The 20,309-nt window shown below is 70.1% G+C and carries 16 protein-coding genes, 1 tRNA gene and 2 pseudogenes; 11 read left to right on the forward strand and 8 right to left on the reverse strand.

Annotation, left to right across the window (positions count from 1 at the left end):
• The first annotated feature begins 81 nt into the window (after positions 1-81).
• From OO67_RS09540 to mycP, 4 genes are all read left to right on the forward strand, one after another.
• On the forward strand, positions 82-2,418 hold the full coding sequence (locus OO67_RS09540) for a xanthine dehydrogenase family protein molybdopterin-binding subunit (protein ID WP_033298925.1): 2,337 nt from the start codon (positions 82-84) through the stop codon (positions 2,416-2,418).
• Between the two features lie 110 nt (positions 2,419-2,528).
• Entirely contained in the window at positions 2,529-3,026 is a 498-nt protein-coding gene (locus tag OO67_RS09545; protein WP_244300110.1) for a hypothetical protein, read from the forward strand.
• Positions 3,027-3,075: 49 nt separating this feature from the next.
• Complete coding sequence (locus OO67_RS09550) at positions 3,076-4,539, forward strand: hypothetical protein (protein ID WP_033298926.1); 1,464 nt, start codon at positions 3,076-3,078, stop codon at positions 4,537-4,539.
• Positions 4,540-4,565: 26 nt separating this feature from the next.
• Positions 4,566-5,942 carry a type VII secretion-associated serine protease mycosin gene (gene mycP / locus OO67_RS09555; protein WP_051709251.1) on the forward strand — a complete coding sequence of 459 codons (1,377 nt, stop codon included), beginning with the start codon at positions 4,566-4,568 and terminating at the stop codon, positions 5,940-5,942.
• Positions 5,943-6,069: 127 nt separating this feature from the next.
• Here mycP and OO67_RS09560 read toward each other — a convergent pair whose 3' ends face one another.
• Both OO67_RS09560 and OO67_RS09565 read right to left on the reverse strand, forming a co-directional pair.
• Positions 6,070-6,633, reverse strand: a complete 564-nt coding sequence (locus tag OO67_RS09560; RefSeq protein WP_033298927.1) for a hypothetical protein — start codon at positions 6,631-6,633, stop codon at positions 6,070-6,072.
• A 129-nt stretch (positions 6,634-6,762) separates the two neighbouring features.
• Positions 6,763-6,837, reverse strand: a tRNA-Cys gene (locus tag OO67_RS09565).
• Positions 6,838-7,267: 430 nt separating this feature from the next.
• Here OO67_RS09565 and OO67_RS09570 point away from each other — a divergent pair.
• The 5 genes and pseudogenes from OO67_RS09570 to OO67_RS09585 form a co-directional block, all read left to right on the forward strand.
• Positions 7,268-7,987: pseudogene (locus tag OO67_RS09570) on the forward strand (hypothetical protein); the annotation flags it as partial.
• Between the two features lie 194 nt (positions 7,988-8,181).
• On the forward strand, positions 8,182-8,694 hold the full coding sequence (locus OO67_RS09575) for a hypothetical protein (protein ID WP_033298929.1): 513 nt from the start codon (positions 8,182-8,184) through the stop codon (positions 8,692-8,694).
• Between the two features lie 172 nt (positions 8,695-8,866).
• On the forward strand, positions 8,867-10,330 hold the full coding sequence (locus tag OO67_RS09580; protein WP_033298930.1) for an MFS transporter: 1,464 nt from the start codon (positions 8,867-8,869) through the stop codon (positions 10,328-10,330).
• Between the two features lie 54 nt (positions 10,331-10,384).
• A pseudogene (locus tag OO67_RS39615) lies at positions 10,385-10,486 on the forward strand (CopG family transcriptional regulator); the annotation flags it as partial.
• A 276-nt stretch (positions 10,487-10,762) separates the two neighbouring features.
• Positions 10,763-12,544, forward strand: coding sequence for a DEAD/DEAH box helicase (locus OO67_RS09585; protein ID WP_033298931.1), 1,782 nt, complete (start codon positions 10,763-10,765; stop codon positions 12,542-12,544).
• 66 nt (positions 12,545-12,610) lie between these two features.
• Here the strand turns inward: OO67_RS09585 and OO67_RS09590 are convergent, their stop codons facing one another.
• Genes OO67_RS09590 through OO67_RS09600 form a run of 3 tightly spaced genes read right to left on the reverse strand, consistent with a single transcriptional unit; the run spans position 12,611 to position 16,061 of the window.
• Positions 12,611-13,276, reverse strand: coding sequence for a hypothetical protein (locus tag OO67_RS09590; protein ID WP_033298932.1), 666 nt, complete (start codon positions 13,274-13,276; stop codon positions 12,611-12,613).
• Positions 13,277-13,317: 41 nt separating this feature from the next.
• Entirely contained in the window at positions 13,318-15,612 is a 2,295-nt protein-coding gene (locus OO67_RS09595) for a hypothetical protein (protein WP_033298933.1), read from the reverse strand.
• Positions 15,612-16,061 (reverse strand): hypothetical protein, encoded by a 450-nt coding sequence (locus OO67_RS09600; RefSeq protein WP_033298934.1) that lies wholly within the window; start codon positions 16,059-16,061, stop codon positions 15,612-15,614. The genes OO67_RS09595 and OO67_RS09600 overlap by 1 nt, the downstream gene beginning before the upstream one ends.
• A 662-nt stretch (positions 16,062-16,723) precedes the next feature.
• On the opposite strand from OO67_RS09600, the gene OO67_RS09605 reads away from it, so the two are divergent.
• Both OO67_RS09605 and OO67_RS09610 read left to right on the forward strand, forming a co-directional pair.
• Positions 16,724-17,365, forward strand: coding sequence for an IclR family transcriptional regulator (locus tag OO67_RS09605; RefSeq protein WP_033298935.1), 642 nt, complete (start codon positions 16,724-16,726; stop codon positions 17,363-17,365).
• 87 nt (positions 17,366-17,452) lie between these two features.
• Positions 17,453-18,241: a S16 family serine protease gene (locus OO67_RS09610; RefSeq protein WP_033298936.1), complete on the forward strand. Its 789-nt coding sequence runs from the start codon at positions 17,453-17,455 to the stop codon at positions 18,239-18,241.
• Here OO67_RS09610 and OO67_RS09615 read toward each other — a convergent pair.
• The 3 genes from OO67_RS09615 to OO67_RS09625 are packed head-to-tail and all read right to left on the reverse strand — an operon-like array spanning position 18,171 to position 20,304.
• Entirely contained in the window at positions 18,171-19,490 is a 1,320-nt protein-coding gene (locus OO67_RS09615; protein WP_033298937.1) for an MFS transporter, read from the reverse strand. The two genes, OO67_RS09610 and OO67_RS09615, sit on opposite strands and share 71 nt — an antisense overlap.
• Positions 19,491-19,492: 2 nt before the next feature.
• On the reverse strand, positions 19,493-19,675 hold the full coding sequence (locus OO67_RS09620; RefSeq protein ID WP_033298938.1) for a hypothetical protein: 183 nt from the start codon (positions 19,673-19,675) through the stop codon (positions 19,493-19,495).
• 11 nt (positions 19,676-19,686) lie between these two features.
• Entirely contained in the window at positions 19,687-20,304 is a 618-nt protein-coding gene (locus OO67_RS09625) for an ArsR/SmtB family transcription factor (protein ID WP_033298939.1), read from the reverse strand.
• Positions 20,305-20,309: the final 5 nt, after the last annotated feature.

Consider the following 20,309-nt stretch of genomic DNA (forward strand, 5'->3'; position numbering starts at 1 on the left):
CACCGCGCCGTCTCCCGCACCACCGGTCATCCCCACCACCACCAGCCGCCGCCGCAGCGGAGCGAACGACAAGGAGGCGGCGTGACCAGCGACGCAGCCACCGCGACCAGCACCACCCACACGACGACACCGCCGCCCGAGGGCCCCGACCCGGACCAGGGGCTGCCCGCGCACGGACTGGGCGCCTCCCTCCCGCCCGCCGACGCACGGGCCAAGACCGAGGGCACCTTCCCGTACGCGGCCGACCTGTGGGCCGAGGGACTGCTGTGGGCCGCTGTGCTGCGTTCCCCGCACCCGCACGCGCGCATCCTGTCGATCGACACGACGGCCGCCGCCGGCATGCCGGGGGTACGTGCGGTCGTCACGCACGAGGACATCCCCGGGGACGGCTCGTACGGCCGCCGGGTCGTCGACCGTCCGGTGTTCGCATCCGAGCTCGTACGCCACCACGGCGAGGCGATCGCCGCCGTCGCCGCGGACCACCCCGACACCGCCAGGCTGGCCGCCGCGGCGATCGCCGTGGAGTACGAGGTCCTCGAACCGGTCACCGACCCCGAGAAGGCCTTCGCCGCCGAACCACTGCACCCCGACGGCAACCTGATCCGCCACATCCCGCTGCGCTACGGCGACCCGGACACCGTGGGCGAGGTCATCGTCGAGGGCCTGTACCGCATCGGCCGTCAGGACCCCGCACCGATCGGTGCGGAGGCCGGCCTCGCCGTGCCCCGCCCTGACGGAGGCGTGGAGCTCTACACGGCGTCCACCGACCCGCACACCGACCGCGACCTGGCCGCCGCGTGCTTCGGCCTGGCCCCCGAGCGGGTGAAGGTCGTCGTGACGGGTGTCCCCGGAGCGACCGGCGACCGGGAGGACCCCGGCTTCCAGATCCCGCTCGGACTGCTCGCCCTGCGCACCGGCTGCCCCGTCAAACTGGCCGCCACCCGCGAGGAGTCCTTCCTCGGGCACGCCCACCGCCACCCGACCCTGCTGCGGTACCGCCACCACGCGGACGCCGAGGGCAGGCTGGTCAAGGTCGAGGCGCAGATCCTCCTCGACGCGGGCGCGTACGCCGACTCCTCGTCCGAATCCCTGGCCGCCGCCGTGGCCTTCGCCTGCGGGCCGTACGTCGTCCCCCACGCGTTCATCGAGGGCTGGGCGGTCCGTACGAACAATCCGCCCTCGGGGCACGTACGGGGCGAGGGCGCGATGCAGGTCTGCGCCGCGTACGAGGGCCAGATGGACAAGCTGGCGGCGAAGCTGGGCATCGACCCGGTCGAACTCCGCCTGCGCAACGCCCTCTCCACGGGCGACATCCTGCCCACCAGCCAGACCGTGACCTGCCCCGCCCCTGTCGCCGAACTCCTCGGTGCGCTGCGCGGCTTCCCGCTCCCCGCGCTGCCCAAGGACGTCCCGGAGGACGACTGGCTGCTCCCCGGGGGCCCGGAGGGTGCCGGGGAGCCCGGAGCCGTACGCAGGGGCGTCGGCTACGCCCTCGGCATGGTCCACATGCTGGGTGCCGAGGGCGCCGACGAGGTCTCCACGGCCACGGTCCGGATCCATGACGGCGTCGCCACCGTCATCTGCGCGGCCGTCGAGACCGGGCAGGGCTTCACCACGCTCGCCCGCCAGATCGTCCAGGAGACCCTGGGCGTCGAAGAGGTCCACGTCGCGGCGGTGGACACCGACCAGCCCCCCGCCGGCCCGGCGACGCACGGCCGCCACACCTGGGTCTCGGGCGGGGCGATCGAACGCGCCGCCAAGATGGTCCGCACCCAGCTCCTCCAGCCGCTGGCCCACAAGTTCGGCATGTCCACGGAGCTCCTCCAGATCGCCGACGGCAAGATCACCTCGTACGACGGTGTGCTGTCCACGACGGTCATGGAGGCGATGGACGGCAAGGAACTCTGGGCCACCGCCCAGTGCCGCCCTCACCCCACCGAGCCCCTGGACGAGTCCGGCCAGGGTGACGCCTTCGTGGGCCTGGCCTTCTGCGCGGTCCGCGCGGTGGTCGACGTCGACATCGAACTCGGCTCGGTCCGGGTGGTCGAGATGGCCGTCGCTCAGGACGTCGGCCGGATCCTCAACCCGTCCCAGCTGGCGACCCGCATCGAGGCGGGCGTCACCCAGGGCATCGGCGCGGCCCTCACGGAGAACCTCCGCACCGCCCGTGGTCTGATCCGCCACCCGGACCTCACCGGGTACGCCCTTCCGACGTCCCTGGACGCGCCGGACATCCACATCGTCAAACTGATCGAGGAACGCGACGTCGTGGCCCCCTTCGGGGCCAAGCCCGCCTCGGCCGTCCCGGTGGTGACGTCCCCCGCGGCGGTGGCGTCGGCGGTCCGCGCGGCGACGGGCCGCCCGGTCAACAGGCTCCCGATCAGGCCTCAGGCGGCGGTGGCCACGCCGAAGGCGTGACGCTCCGGGTACAGACGTGCGCAGACGCGTAACTCGCGGGCGCGGTGTGACACAGATGCTGGCTACAGTGACCCAGAGGCTGCAGCAGTCTGTATCCGGGGGAGGGCGCTGTGCTGCCGAGCGAGGGTGGAGTGGGACCGGTGGCGATGCCGGGATTCATGGCGGGCATCGCGGTGGCGTCCCTGGTCACGGAGCTCACGTCGTTCACGAAGTTCCGTAACCACATAGAAGAAGTCCTGCGCGACCTGAAGGAGTCCCCGGCGGGACCCAGGCAGCTGGCGGAAGACCCCATGTCGCGCCGGCAGTTCGGCGGGGGCGACAGCCGGTGGGCAGAGGCCGCTTCGCTGTTCATGTCGTACGAGACGGTGATCACGGAGCTGGAGTCGCTCTCGAAGCTGCTCTCGGACTGCATCGAGGGCATGAGCATCGCGGTGCTCGCCTCCCACAACGGCTACGCGAACATCGACGACGACCTCCGCCGCCGCATGCTCGCGATCAGCGACGGGGTGGAAGAGCACTACGGCGGGGAGTACGACCCGACGGGGCAGCGAAACGGGCAGGCGACCCCGGACGTGCCCAAGCCGAAGCCGACCACCGGAGCGATCTGATGATGACGACGTGCACGAGAACGGCACGGGGGACAGGCGGGGGCTAGGGATGGACCACGGGGAAGCAGGGCAGGGCACGCCGTTCGACACAATGTCGCACGAGGAGATGCTCGCGTGGCTGGATGTGGCCAACAGCGGGGCGATCCAGGGCGCGTCGGACCGGCTGGTGAGCGCGGCGAAGAAGATCCGCGAGATCGCGGAAGAGCTCAGGGGCCGTCCGCAGACGGTCGAGTGGAAGGGCGAGGGCGCGGACGCGTTCCGCACCTGGAGCGCGGATCTGGTGAACGCGACGTTGCGGCTGGGTGCCTACAGCGAGGGCGCGGCGAAGTGGCTGGCCCGCGCCTCCGACTCCCTCGCCTCGGCCCAGGTGTCCATCCCGCGCACCCACGCGGGGGCGCAGGCGAACCTGGACGCCGCGCTGGCGGCACGGAACGACCCGGACGCGTCGGCGGTGGCGCAGAAGTCGGCAGAAACGCTGGTCGCCGCGAAGGAGGCGAACCGCCAGGAGGCTGCGGCGGAGATGCGGAAGCTGGCGCAGGCGTACGCGTTGTCGGCCTCGCAGATGGACGGCCTGGAGAAGCCGGCGTTTCCGCCTCCGCCGGGGGAGATCGTGCCGGAGCGAGCAGGTGGCTACGGTGGCTCCGAGACGTACGGCGTACCAGCTGGCGGCAGCGGGGCCGTGGACGAGGGCACCCCTCGTGGGGAGCCCAGGCACTCCGTGTCCGCGCAGGCAACGGCTCCTGGGAGCCCGGTCGCTCCTGAGCTCCCAGCGGTCCGCGCGCCGCTCCACCTCGAAACCCCGGTCAGTATGGAGGTCAACAGCACAGCGACTCTGCCGCAGCCCCCGTCCGCGCCATCAGCGCCACTGCCAGGGCCGCCGGTGACGGGCAAGCCGGACGGGGGTCTCCCCTCGGGGTTCCCCGTTGTGCCACCCACGCTCGGCGGCTCACGGCCGTTTCCAGGCCCTCACGGCAGCGCGAAGAGTTCGGGGCCGGGTGTCCGGTCGCCGTTGCTACCTGGCCAGAGCGTGCCCGGCTCGGGCCAGGCAAGCCGCCCGCCGCGCGGTGATGCGGGCATCTACGGTGGCAGGCCGACAGCCCAGCCCACCGGGCGAGGGCTTCCGGGCGGAACCGTTGTCGGCGGTGAGGGGACCCAGGGACGCGCCCCCGTGGGCCACGGCGGTATGAGCGGCGGCGGCGCTGCCCGGGGCGGGAGTGGGGCCACGGGCGGACGGCTTCCGGCCGGCGGAAGCAACGGGATCGTCGGTGGCCGACCCCAGCAGACGGCGCGTTCAGGTGAACGTCCCTTCACGCCCGGTGGCACAGGCCTTGTCCGGGGCAACGAAGCCGGGCGTGCCGCTGGACAGGCGGGACGTGGAACGGCAGGGCCGTCCGGGTCTCGGCCGCAAGCTCCCCGTAGGGATGAAGGTGGCGAGCGTCCCGATTACCTGGTTGAAGACGAAGAGACTTGGCAGCAGGGTGGACGGCGCGTCGTACCTCCTGTTATCGACTGATGGAAAGTTCCCGGACAAGGATGCGAATGCTTACCAGAAGTGTGCACAAAGGACGGCAGAGGGCCGTGCTGTCGACGGCCCTTGCAGCACTTCTGGTAGCTGCTTCGGGAGGTCATGCCCAGGCGGATTCGATCCGTTCGGATCAGTGGCACCTGACAGCGATGAAGGCCGAGGAGATGTGGCGCACCAGTACAGGGAAGGGCGTCACTGTTGCGGTGATCGACTCAGGGGTCGACAGGTCAAACCCTGATCTGGAAGGGCAGGTCCTCGACGGGAAGGACTTCGCTCCGGGGGAATCCGGTGACGAGCACACGGGCTACGACGGTCACGGCACGGGTATCGCTGCCCTGATCGCCGGAACTGGTGACAGCCGGGGCGGAGATGGTGCGTTCGGGCTGGCTCCCGGCGTGAAGATTCTTCCTGTCCGGGTCCCCGACAAGGCTGCCAACCTTGCGGAAGATATCGAACAGTTCAACGCCACGGTTCCTGCGGCCATCCGATATTCGGCCGACAAAGGTGCTCAGGTCATCAACATTTCGCTGGGGACGAGCGGGGGTTCCCAAAAGCTGACGGACTCGGTCAAGTACGCGCTGGACAAGGGCTCGTTGGTCTTTGCAGCAGTGGGTAACGATGCCAAGAGCACCAATAGTGTCAAGTACCCGGGAGCGACTCCCGGGGCCGTGGGCGTGGCGGCCATCGGTAAGGACCTGCAGCGGACGGAGGAATCCCAGTTCGGCCCCCAGGTGGACCTTTCCGCGCCGGGCGAGGAGATGATCCACGCCTGTCCGAGTGAGACAGGACTCTGCAAATCGCATGGCACCAGTGATGCCACAGCCCTCGCTTCAGCCTCCGCCGCACTCATCTGGTCCAAGCACCCGGACTGGACCAACAACCAGGTGCTGCGAGTGCTGCTCAACACGGCAGGCGGCCCCACGACCGGCGAGGAGCGTGCGGACGACATCGGCTACGGCATCGTCCGCCCCCGCATCGCTCTGAAGACCCCGGGCGACCCGGGCCCCGCCGACGAGTACCCGCTCCCTGACCTCGCCGCGGCCGAGTCCCCGGCGCCCTCCGCCGCCCCTTCCAAGGCCACGGGGGGCTCCGAGAAGAGCGATGAGCCGGCCTCCGCAGCACCGGCCGCCGGCGACAGCGGCAACACCACCCTCTGGATCGGCCTGGGCATCGGCGCAGCAGCCCTCATCGGTGCCGCAGCGGCTGTCGTGGTCGTCCGCTCCCGCCGCCGGAGCGCCGCCCGCGCCGTCCCGCAGCCGCACCCGTACCAGCCGCCGCACCCGTACCAGCAGCAACCGCAGCCGCCGTACCCGGCGTACGGGCCCCCGCCCGGTGGTCCGGGGACCGGCACACCGTACGGCGGCCCTCCAGGCCAAGGTCCGGCCGCCTGAGTCCGCGAGGCCCGGCGGGCGTGCGGCGCCCGGGCGCCGGGTGACTCGCGCGGTCTGATGAGGGTGTCCCGCCGGAATGCTGTGACCGGAATCCGACCCCAGGCACTTCCTGCCCCGGCCGTCTGCGTCAGCAGGCGCCGTCGTCGACCGTGGCGGTCAGGTCGTACTCGGGGATGGAGCTGCTGCTCCCGCCGTCCGCTCCCGGGACGAAGACCCCGCCCTCTGCGGACTTCTCCTCCGTGACGTGCATGCAGACGGTCGTGGCAGCACCACCCGCGGATATCTCGTAGTCGTGCCCGCCCCCGGCCGCCCGTTCCACGGAAACCCTGTACAGCGGCCCCTGGTCGTCACCCGCCCTCATGACGCCCGCCTTGATCAGCGAGGTGTAGCCGTCCGCCGGGTCGCGGCGGATCTGCGTGTCGGCGGCCATGGAGTCGGCCGCCTCCTCGGCGGCCTCCCGGACCTCGCTCGCGCTCCAGGAGGCCCTGTCGATGCCTGCCTGGACCGAACAGCCCCCGAAGACGAACACCCCGGCGGCCCCGAACGCGGCGACCCGCCCCACTGCGAGAGCCGTGTCCGACGGCTGCCGTGCCGCCTGCGGCCGGGCCCGCCAGTAGAGCCGGTAGGGGCCGACCAGCGCCACGACGAGAAACGCCGCGGCTATGACGAACAAGAAGATGACGACGGCCATGCGCGCGCTCCCCGTGATCCCGGTCCCTGCGGACCCGTGCACCGGACAAGGGGCCAGATCCTACGCGCAGCCCTGTGGCCGACGGGAACGAGGCGGCGCCGGGCGGATGTCCCGCGCCGGCGCCGTAGGTGGAGACCGTGACCGGATTCGAACCGGTGTAACTCGAGTTGCAGTCGAGCCCCTGAGCCTCTCGGGCACACGGTCGGGTGGTGTCGCTTCCCCGTGCTCATGACCGTACGGCTGCGCCGTGGCGCCATCAAGGGACGGGGGCCTGCCGCAACGCGACTGCCACACGCCGTTCATGAACGGCGGCGGGACCGGACGATGACGGAACTGAGCCCGGGGCAACGGCACTCGGCTGCTTTCGTCCGGAATTCGGAGAATCCATGGCCGGGCGCCTGGGCGACGGCGGAGATGCCGGCGATCCGGTGAGTGGGCCGGTGGTCGCGCGTTCAGGACGAAGCGGCCTTCCCGGAAGAACTTGGGGGAATTCGTGACGTTCGAGCAAGAGTGGGCCGAACTGCGCGCGGCTGCGGCCCAGCGGAGCGCCGTGCAGATCAACAGCATTCCGGCCGCAGGAGGCGGGGGTGGCGACCTGGTGGTCCATCGTGACGACCTCGGTGCTATCGGAAACGGCAGGAACCCGGAAGGGCATCTCGACTTCTCGGACACCGACGACCGCCCCGGCCGCAGCATCGCCCGGGGCTTCCTCAGCACCCTTGGTCAGCACCCGGACGCCTACGCGACCGTCTCGACCGCGGAGCAGGTGTACACGCGCAGTGTGCTGGAAGGGCAGGTGGGCCCGGACGGGAAGATCGACGAGGGCGCGGCCCGAGCGACGGTGCACGTGGGTGCCGAGATGCAGGGCATGCTCGACCAGTCGCGGGCCGACCAGGTGGAGGCGACGAACCTGAAGACCCACGAGGACTACGGGAAGGCGGTCGCCAAGCGGTCCGGCTGGATCGAGTTCGGTGCCGTTGCGGGCGTGGCGGCAGGCGTCGCCTTCCTGCCCGCGACCGCGGCCGTGGGCACGGCGGCGATCCTCATCCCGCTCGCGACCGACACGGCCAGCGGGGCTGCCGAGCAGGTCATCGGCCAGGTGGTCGGCGACATGTCCGACAAGTCGGTGGGCGAGCACAAGGAGAAGGTGGAGGAGCTCACCCGGGAGGAGAAGACCAAGGTCTACTCCTCAGGTGAAAGCATGGCCGAGTCCCCGATGGAGGATTTCATGCGGCGCAACGGGGTGACCTCCGACAGCGAGTTCGGACAGGACCTGAAGGAATCCATGCGGGTCGGCTACGGCACGGGCAACGACCGCGAGAACCAGCAGGGCAACGACCCGGAGACCGGCTGAGCCCGGTGGCCGGCCGAGGACAAGAACGATGCAGATGGTGATCAGTCGTAGGGCTGTACGTGGCGGATTCCTCGGTGCGGCCATGGCCGGCTCCCTGGTCCTCGGGGCCACCGGCTGCGGGGGAGGGGACGACGAGGCCGGGAAGGCAGCCGACGAGGCCGTCGGGGCCGAACGGCTCTGCGGGGGGAGAGGCGGTGTCGGCCGAGGCGGGCAAGGCGCTGAAGGTGATCACCGGCTCATCCCGGTTCGAGGACGACGAGTCCACGGTGGTGCGGGCCGTACAGGCCCTGAGTGAAAGGTTCGCATCCTCCGCGACCGGCGACGGGGAGGTCTGCCGCGTCTATCCGACCACCGGGACGTCGGACGACGACCTCCGGATCACCTGGCAGCTGTCCGGCAGCGCCCCCGTGGACGACCCGGCCCCGAAGTTCACGGTGCTGAAGATGGGGGAGCGGGCCCTGGCCGCGACGGACGGCGCGTACCTCCGGTTCGCCTGCCGGAGCGGGGAGCTGCCCGGCTCCGCCCCGGCCCGCATCGACATCGGCGTCGAACGCGGAGGCATGCCCACGGAACCCGAGGGCGACCCCGAGGCGCTGAAGAACGCCTACGCCACCGTCGCCCACTCCTTCTCGTTGGCCATGGCGAAGGAACTGGACTGCGAGAACGACGGAGGGCTGGAAGCGCGGCCGTCCCTGGACCCGGCGTAACCCGGACTCGGGTGCGCCCGCCCCTCCCTGACGGGCGGGCGCGCCCTTCCGGCACCCTCCCGGGCAAGTCGGGTCGCTGGGGGCTGGGGCCGCGGTCGTAGGTCCATGGGACCGGCCGGGTACCGACCACCGACAGGGGTCACCCGGCGCGACGGCCCTTACCCTGGTGCGCATGACTGCCCTGGAACCCCGTGACGCCGAGGTCACCGCCGCCCTTGTGGAGACCACCGTCGCCGAACCGGCGGAAGGCGTCCTGGGGCGGACCTACCGGGCGCTCAGCGTCGGGATCGTCTCCGTCGTCCTGCTCATCGCCTTCGAGGCGACCGCCGTCGGGACTGCGATGCCGGTGGCGGCCAGGGAGCTGCACGGGATCCCGCTCTACGCGTTCGCCTTCTCCGCGTACTTCACCACCAGCCTCTTCGCCATGGTGCTGTCCGGGCAGTGGGCCGACCGGCGCGGGCCGCTCGCCCCGCTCGCCACCGGCATCGGCGCCTTCGGGGCCGGGCTGGTGCTCTCCGGGACCGCGGGGAGCATGTGGATGTTCGTCCTGGGACGGGCCGTCCAGGGCATAGGCGGCGGGCTCGTCATCGTGGCGCTGTACGTGGTCATCGGGCGGGCGTACCCGGAGCGGATCCGGCCGGGCATCATGGCCGGCTTCTCGGCGGCCTGGATCGTCCCGTCCGTCGTCGGGCCGCTCGCCTCGGGGACCGTGACGGAACACCTCGGGTGGCGCTGGGTCTTCGTCGGCATCCCGGTCCTCATTCTCCTGCCGCTGGGCCTGGCACTCCCCGCGATACGGCGGATGGCGGGAGGGCCCACGGACGCGGAGGCCGCGGCGGAGCCGTTCGACCGGCGCCGCATCCGGCTCGCGCTCGGGATCTCGGTGGGCGCGGGGCTGCTCCAGTACGCGGGGCAGGAGCTGCGGTGGGTCTCGCTGGTGCCGGCACTGGCGGGCGCCGCGCTGCTCGTCCCCGCCGTGCGCGGACTGCTGCCCCGGGGTACCGTCCGGGCCGCGCGGGGGCTGCCCGCCGTGATCCTGCTGCGGGGGATGTCTGCCGGCTCCTTCATCGTCGCCGAGTCCTTCGTCCCGCTGATGCTCGTGACCCAGCGCGGCCTCTCCCCGACGCTGGCCGGCCTCTCCCTGGCCGCCGGCGGTCTGACCTGGGCTCTCGGCTCGTACGTACTCGCGCGGCCCCGGATGGAGACTCACCGGGGGACGCTCATGATGGCGGGCATGGTGTGCGTGACCCTGTCGATCCTCGCCGCGCCGAGCGTGCTGATCCAGGCGGTACCGGTGTGGACCCTGGCGCTGGTCTGGGGATTCGGGTGCTTCGGCATGGGCATGGTGATCGCGTCGACGAGCGTGCTGCTGCTGAAGCTGTCGGCCCCGCACGAGGCGGGTGCCAATTCGGCCGCCCTCCAGATCTCGGACGGCCTGGCCAACGCGCTGCTCCTCGCCGCGGGCGGTGCGGCGTTCGCCGCGCTCGGTGGTGGCGCGGTGGGCGCGGCCGCGCACGGCGCCGTGGGCAGCGGTACGGCCCCGGCGCATCCGGGGGCGTTCATGGTGGTGTTCCTGCCGATGGCGGCGGTGGCGCTCACGGGGGTGTGGGTGGCGAGCCGGGTGCAGCCCCGGTAGCGGCTGTGGTGCTTGCTGGTCGACCTCACGCGGTTTTGCCGTTTCGGTACGGCTGTGAACCTGCGCCTCCGTGACGACCGGACCGAGGCCCTCGAGCGGCGGGCCGAGCAGGAAGGCACCAGCATGCACGCGATACCGCTCGTTCCTGGCGATGAACGTAGCGGACCGGCGCCCGGACATCGACGCGGCGGAACGCCTGGTCATCGCGGTGGCGACCGGTGAGGTGACGAGGTGAAGCCCATCGCCAGGGGCTGCGCGAGCTGGTCGTCGCCGAGGTGTGAGAGGTGTCGCACTATGCTCCGGAGCGGCGTCGTCGAGGGCGGGCTCCGTCCCGCCCGCCGGTAGGGTGGCCCGGTTGTCGTATCGCGTACGGGCCGGCTCCGGCCCGCACGGACAGCGCCCCACGTACCCGAGTGCCCCGAACCGGAGACCGTGACTACTACCGCCTCCCACCACCTCTCACCCGCCTTTCCCGGCCGCGCCCCCTGGGGGACGGCCGGGAAGCTGCGAGCCTGGCAGCAGGGTGCCATGGAGAAGTACATCCAGGATCAGCCGCGCGACTTCCTCGCGGTCGCGACCCCCGGCGCCGGGAAGACCACCTTCGCGCTGACCCTCGCCTCATGGCTGCTGCACCACCACGTGGTGCAGCAGATCACCGTCGTGGCGCCGACCGAGCACCTCAAGAAGCAGTGGGCGGAGGCCGCGGCCCGCATAGGCATCAAGCTCGACCCCGAGTACAGCGCCGGCCCCGTGAGCAAGGAGTACCACGGGGTCGCGATCACGTACGCCGGTGTCGGCGTCCGCCCCATGCTGCACCGCAACCGGTGCGAGCAGCGCAAGACGCTCGTGATCCTCGACGAGATCCACCACGCCGGTGACTCGAAGTCCTGGGGCGAGGCCTGTCAGGAGGCGTTCGACCCGGCGACGCGAAGGCTCGCCCTGACCGGTACGCCCTTCCGGTCCGACACCAACCCGATCCCCTTCGTCGCGTACGAGGAGGGCAACGACGGCATCCGGCGCTCCTCGGCCGACTACACCTACGGCTACGGGAACGCCCTGGCCGACGGTGTCGTCCGCCCCGTGATCTTCCTCAGCTACAGCGGCAACATGCGCTGGCGCACCAAGGCGGGGGACGAGATCGCCGCACGGCTCGGCGAGCCGATGACCAAGGACGCCATCGGTCAGGCCTGGCGCACGGCACTCTCGCCCACCGGCGACTGGATCCCCAACGTGCTGTCCGCCGCCGACAAGCGGCTGACCGAGGTCCGCAAGGGCATTCCGGACGCCGGCGGGCTCGTCATCGCCACGGACCAGGAGTCGGCCCGCGCGTACGCCAAGATCCTGAAGAAGGTGACGGGGGAGTCCCCGGCGGTGGTCCTCTCCGACGAGAAGGCCGCGTCGAAGAAGATCGACAAGTTCAGCCAGGACGATTCCCGCTGGATGGTCGCTGTGCGGATGGTGTCCGAGGGCGTCGACGTCCCGCGACTCGCGGTCGGCGTGTACGCCACGACCATCTCCACGCCGCTCTTCTTCGCCCAGGCCGTCGGCCGTTTCGTCCGGTCGCGGCGCCGGGGTGAGACCGCCTCCGTCTTCGTCCCGACCATCCCGATGCTCCTCGACTTCGCGAACGAGATGGAGGTCGAGCGCGACCACGTGCTGGACAAGCCGAAGAAGGGCAGCGACGAGGAGAACCCGTTCGCCGAGGAGGACCAGCTCCTCGCGGACGCGGAGAAGCTGGAGGACGAGGAGACCGAGGACCAGCTGCCCTTCGAGGCGCTGGAATCGGACGCGGTCTTCGACCGGGTGCTGTACGACGGCGCCGAATTCGGCATGCAGGCGCACCCGGGGAGCGAGGAGGAGCAGGACTACCTGGGCATCCCGGGCCTCCTCGAACCGGACCAGGTGCAGCTGCTGCTCCAGAAGCGGCAGACCCGGCAGATCGCGCACAGCAGGCAGAAGCCCGCGGAAGAGGCGGATCTGCTGGAGAAGCCGGCCGAGGGGCGGCCGGTGGTCACCCACAAGAAGCTGCTGGAACTGCGCAAGCAGCTCAACACGATGGTGTCGGCGTACACGCACCAGAGCGGCAAGCCGCACGGCGTGATCCACACCGAGCTGCGGAGGGTGTGCGGCGGCCCGCCGAGCGCCGAGGCGACGGCCGGGCAGATCCAGGACCGGATCAAGAAGGTCCAGGAGTGGGCCACCCGGATGCGGTGAGCTTGGCCCTGACGGCCCCGGTGCGCGGGCGGCGGTGTCATCAGCCTGTGCACCGGGGCCGTCGTGTCACCCGGGCAGTGCGTCGGGCACTTCGGCTGGAAGTTGCGCCTGTGCGGCGCAGCCGAGTTTCTCGGCCAAGGCGCGGGATACGGCATTGAGCACCGTCATGCGATCCTTGGCCGTACTGCCTGGATTGACCTGGTTCTTGTTGGTGAACATGCTGGCCATTACGTAGGGCGTGTTCTCTTCGGGGCTTTTCGTGGCGCATGAAAAAAGCAGGGAGGCGCCGTTTTCCTCAGGCGTGTATGCGTACAGGCCGAGAGGGAAAACCAGCCGGTCGTCGCCTGCGTTCTGAGCTTTCGAGGCCTTCTCCGGAGCCGGACGCTCCGCCGTGGGCTCGAACCGGATTTTCATCAGGTAGATCCCACTGTCGTTGTCAGCCTTGTACAGGGTGCATTCACTCCGCTGGCCGAGTTCGGTATGGAGACGTCTGACTGCCAGGTCCAACGAGAACTTGCTCGGGTCGCCGATGTCATTGGTGCCGGTGAGTTCGGTGAACTGTTTCGTGCCGCCGATTCGTTCGAGCGCCTCCGCCGCAGGCCCGGTCAGTGTTCCGTCGCACACCGCGGACGTGGCCAGCCCTTCCGGTTCCTGTGCGCCATCGCCGCTGCATCCACTCGCCGCAGCCATCACCAGCGCTCCGCACAGGCTCCAGCGCAGTATGTTCCTCATCGGTCCCTCGCCTCCGTGGGCTCTGCAGTCCGCTCCATCTGTCAGTCCTCGTACGGGGCGCGCCCGCGGAAGTCGTCCTGATTGGAGCCGGTGTTGATGTAGCTGCTCTCGATATCCCGCGCCCACTCGGTGCGGTCAGGGTTGTCCCACTTCGGATTACTCTCGCTATAGGTGTCGTAGGCCTTGCCCAGGTCTTCTGCGCCCTTTTGGTAGAACTCGGCGCTGGTCGTCTGCGCCTGCTTCGTGGGGTCTTCCTCGGCCGCTTCGATACCTTTGTCGACCTGGTGCCCGATAAAGGTGTTGAGAGCCTCGCCTGCCGCGTCCGCCACCACCGGTGCGATGACCACTGCTGCCGCGGTACTGCCGGGTACGGGGATCGCCGCGATGCCACCTCCGACCACCACTCCGGCACCCAGCGTGATCCAGTCTCCGGAACGGCCAAGCGACTTGTTGGCGTCCTCGGAGTCCTTCGTGAAGTCGGTCTCGGCCTGCTGCACGCGCGCGTGGTCCAGGATGCCGCGCGCCTCGCCGCCCGTCGTCAGGGCGTCCTTGGCGTAACCGATGTTCTCGTCACTGGTGGCGGGATAGGCATCCAGCGCACTCAGCGTGTACAGGTGCTGGGCTGCCGATACAACCCCGTGCGAGGTCTCGTTCTGTCCCAGGACGCTGAGGAAATTGATGGCGCCCTGCTCGCTGAAGTTTGCGCGCCCGTCGTACTTGGCCGGAAACGCGCTGTCGGTGTCCTTCTGGTTTCCGAGCCCCGACAGGCTGTAGTCGATGTCGTCGATGTACGCCGCGCCCATCTTGCCCAGGCTGTCCGCGAGCTCCGACTGCTTGTGCAGCATCTCGGGGCCCTTCTCGCTCCCGTACAGGTACGCCACCTGCTCCATGACCCCTGCTGTCGCCGCCGTGCGGTGGTCCCCGCTGCCGGGGTGCAGGGGGTCCTTGCCCGTCATCGGGTCGGAGTCGTACGCGTAACCGGTAGTGGCCGACTCCAGGGCGTGGCCGAGCGCGTCCTTCCCGGCGTTGAACTTGTCGTCCCCGTCGAGCGTCGGGTCCGCGAGCCAGATGCGGTCCTGCGTCAGGTACTTGAGGTGCTCGTTGACCTCGCCGTCCTTGTCGACCGATCCCCCCGCGCCCTCCGGTTGGGCGAAGAACTGGGTGGAGGCGTCCGGGTTGTGGCCGAGGGCTTGCATGAAGCCCGTCATCGGGTCGCGGCCCCGGTCGTTCTTGTCCCAGAAGTTCAGGTCGCCGTGGTTCCAGTTGTTGATCCAGGGGCTCATGTCCTCGACGTTGCGTTCCTTGTCGTACGCGATGAGCTTGTCGCCGTAGGAATTGAGGAACTGGTCGTCGTAGTCGCCGAACCGCATGAGGTTGCTCATGACCCCGAAGCCTGTGGGGTCGTTGGCGTCGTCGATGCCGAGCCGGTCCGGGCCCAGCTTCACCATCTTCTCCTCCCAGGCCTGCATCTTGTCGCTGTCGGAGAGGGTGGCTGTGCCCAGCGTGATACCGAGGTTCTTCTGGAGCTGCTTCGCCTGCTCGCCGAACTTCGGGTCCCTGCCCATGCCCTGGTACGGGTCGGCGACGCCGGCGTAGAACTCGAGCACCTTCTTCGGCTCCACCTGCGTCGCGAACCGTTCGGCGAAGAGCGGGTCGTTCTTGTAGGAGGCGAGAGTGGTGTTGAGGGTGTTGAGCTCCGTCAGCGTGACGTCGTGCGGGTTCTTCTTGAGGATCTTGGCGACCTTCTCGGCCTCCGCGACGGCCTTGGCCGCGGAGTCCCGGTCCGCGTAGGTGGCGTCGGAGAAGCCGTACTTGGCCTGGTCGACCAGGAGCGTGAGAACTTTGGCCGCCGAGGTGTCGCTCTCCGTGGCCTGCTTCAGGATGTTCTGGATCTCGTCCCGGAACGCGTCCACGTCCTGCTGGGTGTGCTCGGGCACCGTGGTGCCCTTCGCGGCCCGGTCGGGGTGGATGTTCATGGTGACGGTGAAGGATCCTTCGCCCGTGTCACGCACGGTGAGGTTCTTCTTCTGGCCACGGTCGATGGCCGCAATCAGCTGCTTGCGGTAGCCGACCAGTTCACCACGGGTGTCCGTGACGATTTTCCTGATCGTCTCGGCCTGGGTGTGAGCATCGGCGAACTCGCCGGCTGTCTTGTCCACGAAAGCGCGGGTGACGGTGGCGTTGTCACCGGCCCAGTTCGCCTTGTCCGACTTGGCTTTCAGATCGTCTTTCGCGTCGTCCTGGAGAATCTTGAGCTTGGCGACCATCTGCCCCCAGTCGGTGATCGCCGCGTCCAGGTCGGAGAAGTTCGCGAAACGCAGGGAGTCGAGATCCATCAGCTGCCGGCCCTTTCGTCGAAGCCCTTGTCGAGGGAGTCGATGTTGCTGATGACCGTGCCGATGTAGGCCTCGTCGCCCGCGTGGGCGCCCTTGGTGTAGTCGAGGTGGTTGGAGATGTGGGCGCAGGCATCCAGCAGGGAGCGGACCTGGTCGATCCAGCGCGAGGCCACGTGATCGAGGGCCCCGCCGAGGGCGAACGTCTCCGTCTTCAGGGTTCCGGCTGCCTTCTGCGTGGAGGCGCGGGCGTGGTCGCCCGCCTTCTCGAGGTCGCCGTACAGCTTGTAGGCGGAGTTACCGATCGCGGCCAGGTCCTGCTGGTTGACCTTCAGGTCTCCTTGGGGCGGCGGCCCTCCTCCCGCTTCCGGCGGCACCTGGTTCAACTGCATCCGTGCGGAGTGCTTCTCCGCCGCTTCGGATTTCAGTTGCTCCCATTCGTCCCACGCCATTGGCTATTACCTTCCCCGTAGCATTGATCATTCCCGTATGTCCCTCTTGCGATGGCTATACGGTGTATCAATCTACCGATCGTGCCGGTACGTTGCCCGAAGAGTTGACCATGAATAGAAATGATCAACTGCAACGGAAGCGTGGAGAACCTGTGACGCCGTGCGAGGCGGGACCGGGCGCGCGAAGTCGCGGCCCCCGTCTCGTCGCAGCCGCATGGGGGTGGCAAGCGGCCGGGGTGCCGGGTGGTGCGGGAGGTGCGCGACCGGCAGGCGGGGCGCGTGCGAAGGTGTCGAGCGCCCCTGCGAAAAAGATTTTTGACGCACTTCTTCACGAGGGGTTAACAATCGTTCACATGTCATGCACGGAGCGTTGCCGCCGAGTCACCCGACTTGAACGCGCGTAGATGTTCGCGTTCCGGACGGTTCCTCGCTGACCGGCGGTTATGTGCCGCCGTTCCGAGGGGAGACCGGATTCTGGACGAGGTCTTCCGCTGAGCGGACCCGCTCGCTAATGTCCCCGAAACATGAACGCCCCGTGGCAGCGTGGCCGCGGAGCGCAGCCGGTGCCATGGCCAGTCGGCGGCCTCTCGGTGCGTCGCCGTGGGACCGGCGTCGGCATCCGGAGAGACAACCGCCCCGCTCACCACGAGGGAGAGGGCGTCGTGACCGCGGAGACTTCTCAGACGCTCGACCGGGGACTGCGTGTCCTCAAACTGCTCGCCGATACCGATCACGGCCTGACGGTCACCGAGTTGTCGAACAGACTCGGCGTCAACCGCACCGTCGTCTACCGACTGCTGGCCACCCTGGAACAGCACGCGCTCGTCCGGCGTGACCTGGGCGGCCGGGCCCGGGTGGGCCTGGGGGTGCTGCGCCTCGGCCGGCAGGTGCACCCGCTCGTCAGGGAGGCGGCACTGCCCGCGCTGCGTTCCCTGGCCGAGGACATAGGGGCCACCGCCCACCTCACGCTCGTCGACGGGGCGGACGCGCTCGCGGTGGCCGTCGTCGAGCCGACCTGGACCGACTACCACGTGGCCTACCGGGCCGGTTTCCGTCACTCCCTGGACAGGGGCGCCGCAGGCCGGGCGATCCTCACCGCCCGGCAGAAGACGGCCGGGCACCCCGGCTACACCCTGACCCAGGGCGAGCTCGAAGCCGGTGCCTGCGGGGCGGCGGCACCGCTGGTCGGGGTCTCCGGCGTGGAGGGCAGCGTGGGTGTGGTGATGCTCGCGGACGCCGTACCGGAACGGGTCGGACCGCGGGTCCTCGACGCGGCCCGTGAGGTCGCCGACGCCCTTCGTTAGGGACCGCACCCGACGGCCTCGGCCCGACCCGCCCCGGTGGCGCCGGGGCGGGTCGAGCCGGAGACGTACGGCGGATAGATTGGGCGGGTGGCCATTCGTCTCTCCCGCCCCCGCGCTCTCGCCCTCTGTGCGCTGCCCGTCCTCGCACTGTTCGCTACGGCCGCCTTCGCGCCCCTGCCGTTCACCGTGGCGCAGCCCGGCAGCACCGCCGACGTCCTGGGGGACGACAAGGGGAAGCCGGTCATCACCATCAAGGGCGCGCCGACCCGCACCACCGACGGTGAGCTGCGGATGACCACGATCCTCGCGACGGCCCCGACCGCCGACGTCGGGGTCGGGGACGTGGTGGACAGCTGGTTCAGGGCGGACCGGGCGGTCATGCCGCGCGACTCCGTCTACCCGACGGGCGACTCCGAGAAGGAGATCGAGCAGCACAACCTCCAGGACATGAAGGAGTCGCAGAACGTCGCCGTCGACGCGGCTCTCGACTACCTGGACAGGAAGCCGGGCTCGGTGGACATCACCCTGAACCTCGCCGACGTCGGCGGGCCCAGCGCGGGCCTCTTCTTCTCGCTGGGGATCATCGACAAGCTGGTCGGCAACGGCTCCGGCGGTGATCTGACCGGCGGGCGCACCGTCGCCGGCACGGGGACGATCGAGGCGGACGGTACGGTCGGCGCGGTCGGCGGGGTCTCGCTCAAGACGCAGGCCGCCCGGCGCGACGGCGCGACCGTCTTCCTGGTGCCGAAGGCCGAGTGCAAGCAGGCGAAGGCCGAGCGGCCCGAGGGCCTGCGGCTGATCCCCGTCACGACGCTGAAGGGCGCGGTGTCCTCGCTGCGGGCCCTGGACCAGGGTGGGAAGGTTCCGAGCTGCTGACCTGCGGCTTCGGGCCCTCCATGCCGCGCCACGCGGGAAAGACCAGTGGGCTCAGCGTCGCCAGGAAGTACACCCCGCCCATCGCGAGCAGAGCCCCTGCCGCGCCCATCCCCTCGACCAGCAGACCTGCGGCCAGGCCGCCCACCGGCATGGCGAGCTCGCAGCCCGCCGTGAGCGCGCCGGACACCCGGCTCCGCAGCTCCTCGGGGACGCGTTCGTACGTCAACGTCGTCAGGATCGGGTTGAGCATGCCGCCCGCGACGCCGCCCAGCGCCATCGTGACCGCGAGCGGCAACGTCGTCCCGGTCAGCGCCGCGACCGCGAACCTCGGTGCACCGCACAGCACCACGCACACCGTGAAGACGGTCCGCCGCGAGAAGCGGTGTCCCACCGCTCCGTACAGCAGCGCGCCGGTCAGCCCGCCCGCTCCGAACAGCGCGGTGAGCAGGCCCAGGTCGGTCGCCCCGCCCAGCTCGCCCTCGGCGTGCACGGGCAGCAGGACGGCGTTCCAGCCCTGGTCGGTGCCGTTCATGAACATCACCATGACGACGACGGCGAGCAGCAGCCGGTTGCCCAGCAAGTAGGCGTAGCCCTCCCTCAGTTCGGTCCGGTACGCGCGCAGGGAGACCGGGGCCTCAGCCGTGCGGGGTTCGGCGGCACTGACCCCTCGTACGCCCGTCGCGACGAGCAGCGCGGACAGTGCGAACGTGGCGGCGTCCAGCAGGAGTACCGTCTCGGCCCCGACGAAGGCGATCAGTACGCCCGCCAGTGCGGCACCGACCATGCGGGCGCCGCGCGACACCGCGTCGAAGAGGCTCGCGGCGCGGGTGAGCGTGGTGCCCGCGTGCTCGGCGAGGTCGGGTACCAGGACGTAGCGCGCCGTGTTGCCGGGTGTGTGGGCCAGGCCGTTCAGCGCCATCAGCGCGCACAGCATCCAGAATTCGAGTGCGCCCGCGTGGTGCAGCAGCGGGATGGCGGCGACGGCCGCGCCGCAGACCGTGTCGGAGGTGACGGCGACGCGCCGCCGCCCCACCCGGTCGATGAGGGGCCCGCCCACCAGGGCGGCGACGACGATCGGCAGGGTCGCGCAGAAGGCGACGACACCGGCCCGGCCCGCGCTCCCGGTGGTTTCCAGGACGAACCACGGAACCCCGATCAGGGTCAGTGAAGTGCCCGCAGTCGATATGGAGTTGGCCGCCAGTACGGCTGCGAGCGGCGTACGGTTCCGGGCCGGTTTCCCCCCGTCCACCGTCAGACCGTTCGCGTGGCGCGGGCCGGGGCCGGCCCGGCCTGCGTCAGACGCAGGCCCAGCTCGATCATCGTCCAGCCCACCCGGTGGCGCAGTCCGGGCCGCTCGTGGGTGAACTGCGCTGCCTCGCGGTGGAGTTCGGTGGCGCGGTAGGCGTGGAGCAGGTGATGGATGTCGCTGTGCATGACGGATCCCCTCAGTCGGCGGGGCGCGGGAACACGTGCACGTGGGTGCGGACGACGGCCGATCCCTCGGTGCCCTCGGGGACGCGGCCCCGGTAGCTGTTCACCAGCTCCTGCATCCTCTCCGCCAGCTCCAGGGAGAGTTCAGGGGTGAGGCGCAGCTTGAAGTCACTGAGGTCGAAGGCCTGACGCCACTCCTCGGGCCATTCGTGCAGCGTCCCGAGCCAGGTGTTCAGCTCCTGGGCGTGCGTGGTCGCCACCTCGTGGAGTACGACTCCGATGGCTCCGCGCACCTCGGGGTCCGGGTGCTGCAGGAAGTTCTCGGTGTGTCCGAAGACCGTGCCCGTGTGGACGGCCTTCCACCACCGCTCCCGCCCCTTGCCGCGCTCCGGGTCGTCCTCGACGAAGCCGTACGCGGCGAGCTGGCGCAGGTGGTAGCTGGTGGCGCCGCTGGACTCGCCGAGCCGGTCGGCGAGTCCAGAGGCGGTGGCGGGGCCGAACTCCCTCAGGGCGTTCAGCAGCCGGATGCGCAGAGGGTGGGCGAGTCCGCGCAGGGTGCGGGTGTCGACGTGGTGGATCCTGGGGTCGTCGGCGTACGACGCCGGCCGGCCTTCGGGCTCGTTCGGTGGCATGCGAC

This window comes from Streptomyces atroolivaceus (assembly GCF_000717025.1).
Lineage (GTDB): Bacteria > Actinomycetota > Actinomycetes > Streptomycetales > Streptomycetaceae > Streptomyces > Streptomyces atroolivaceus.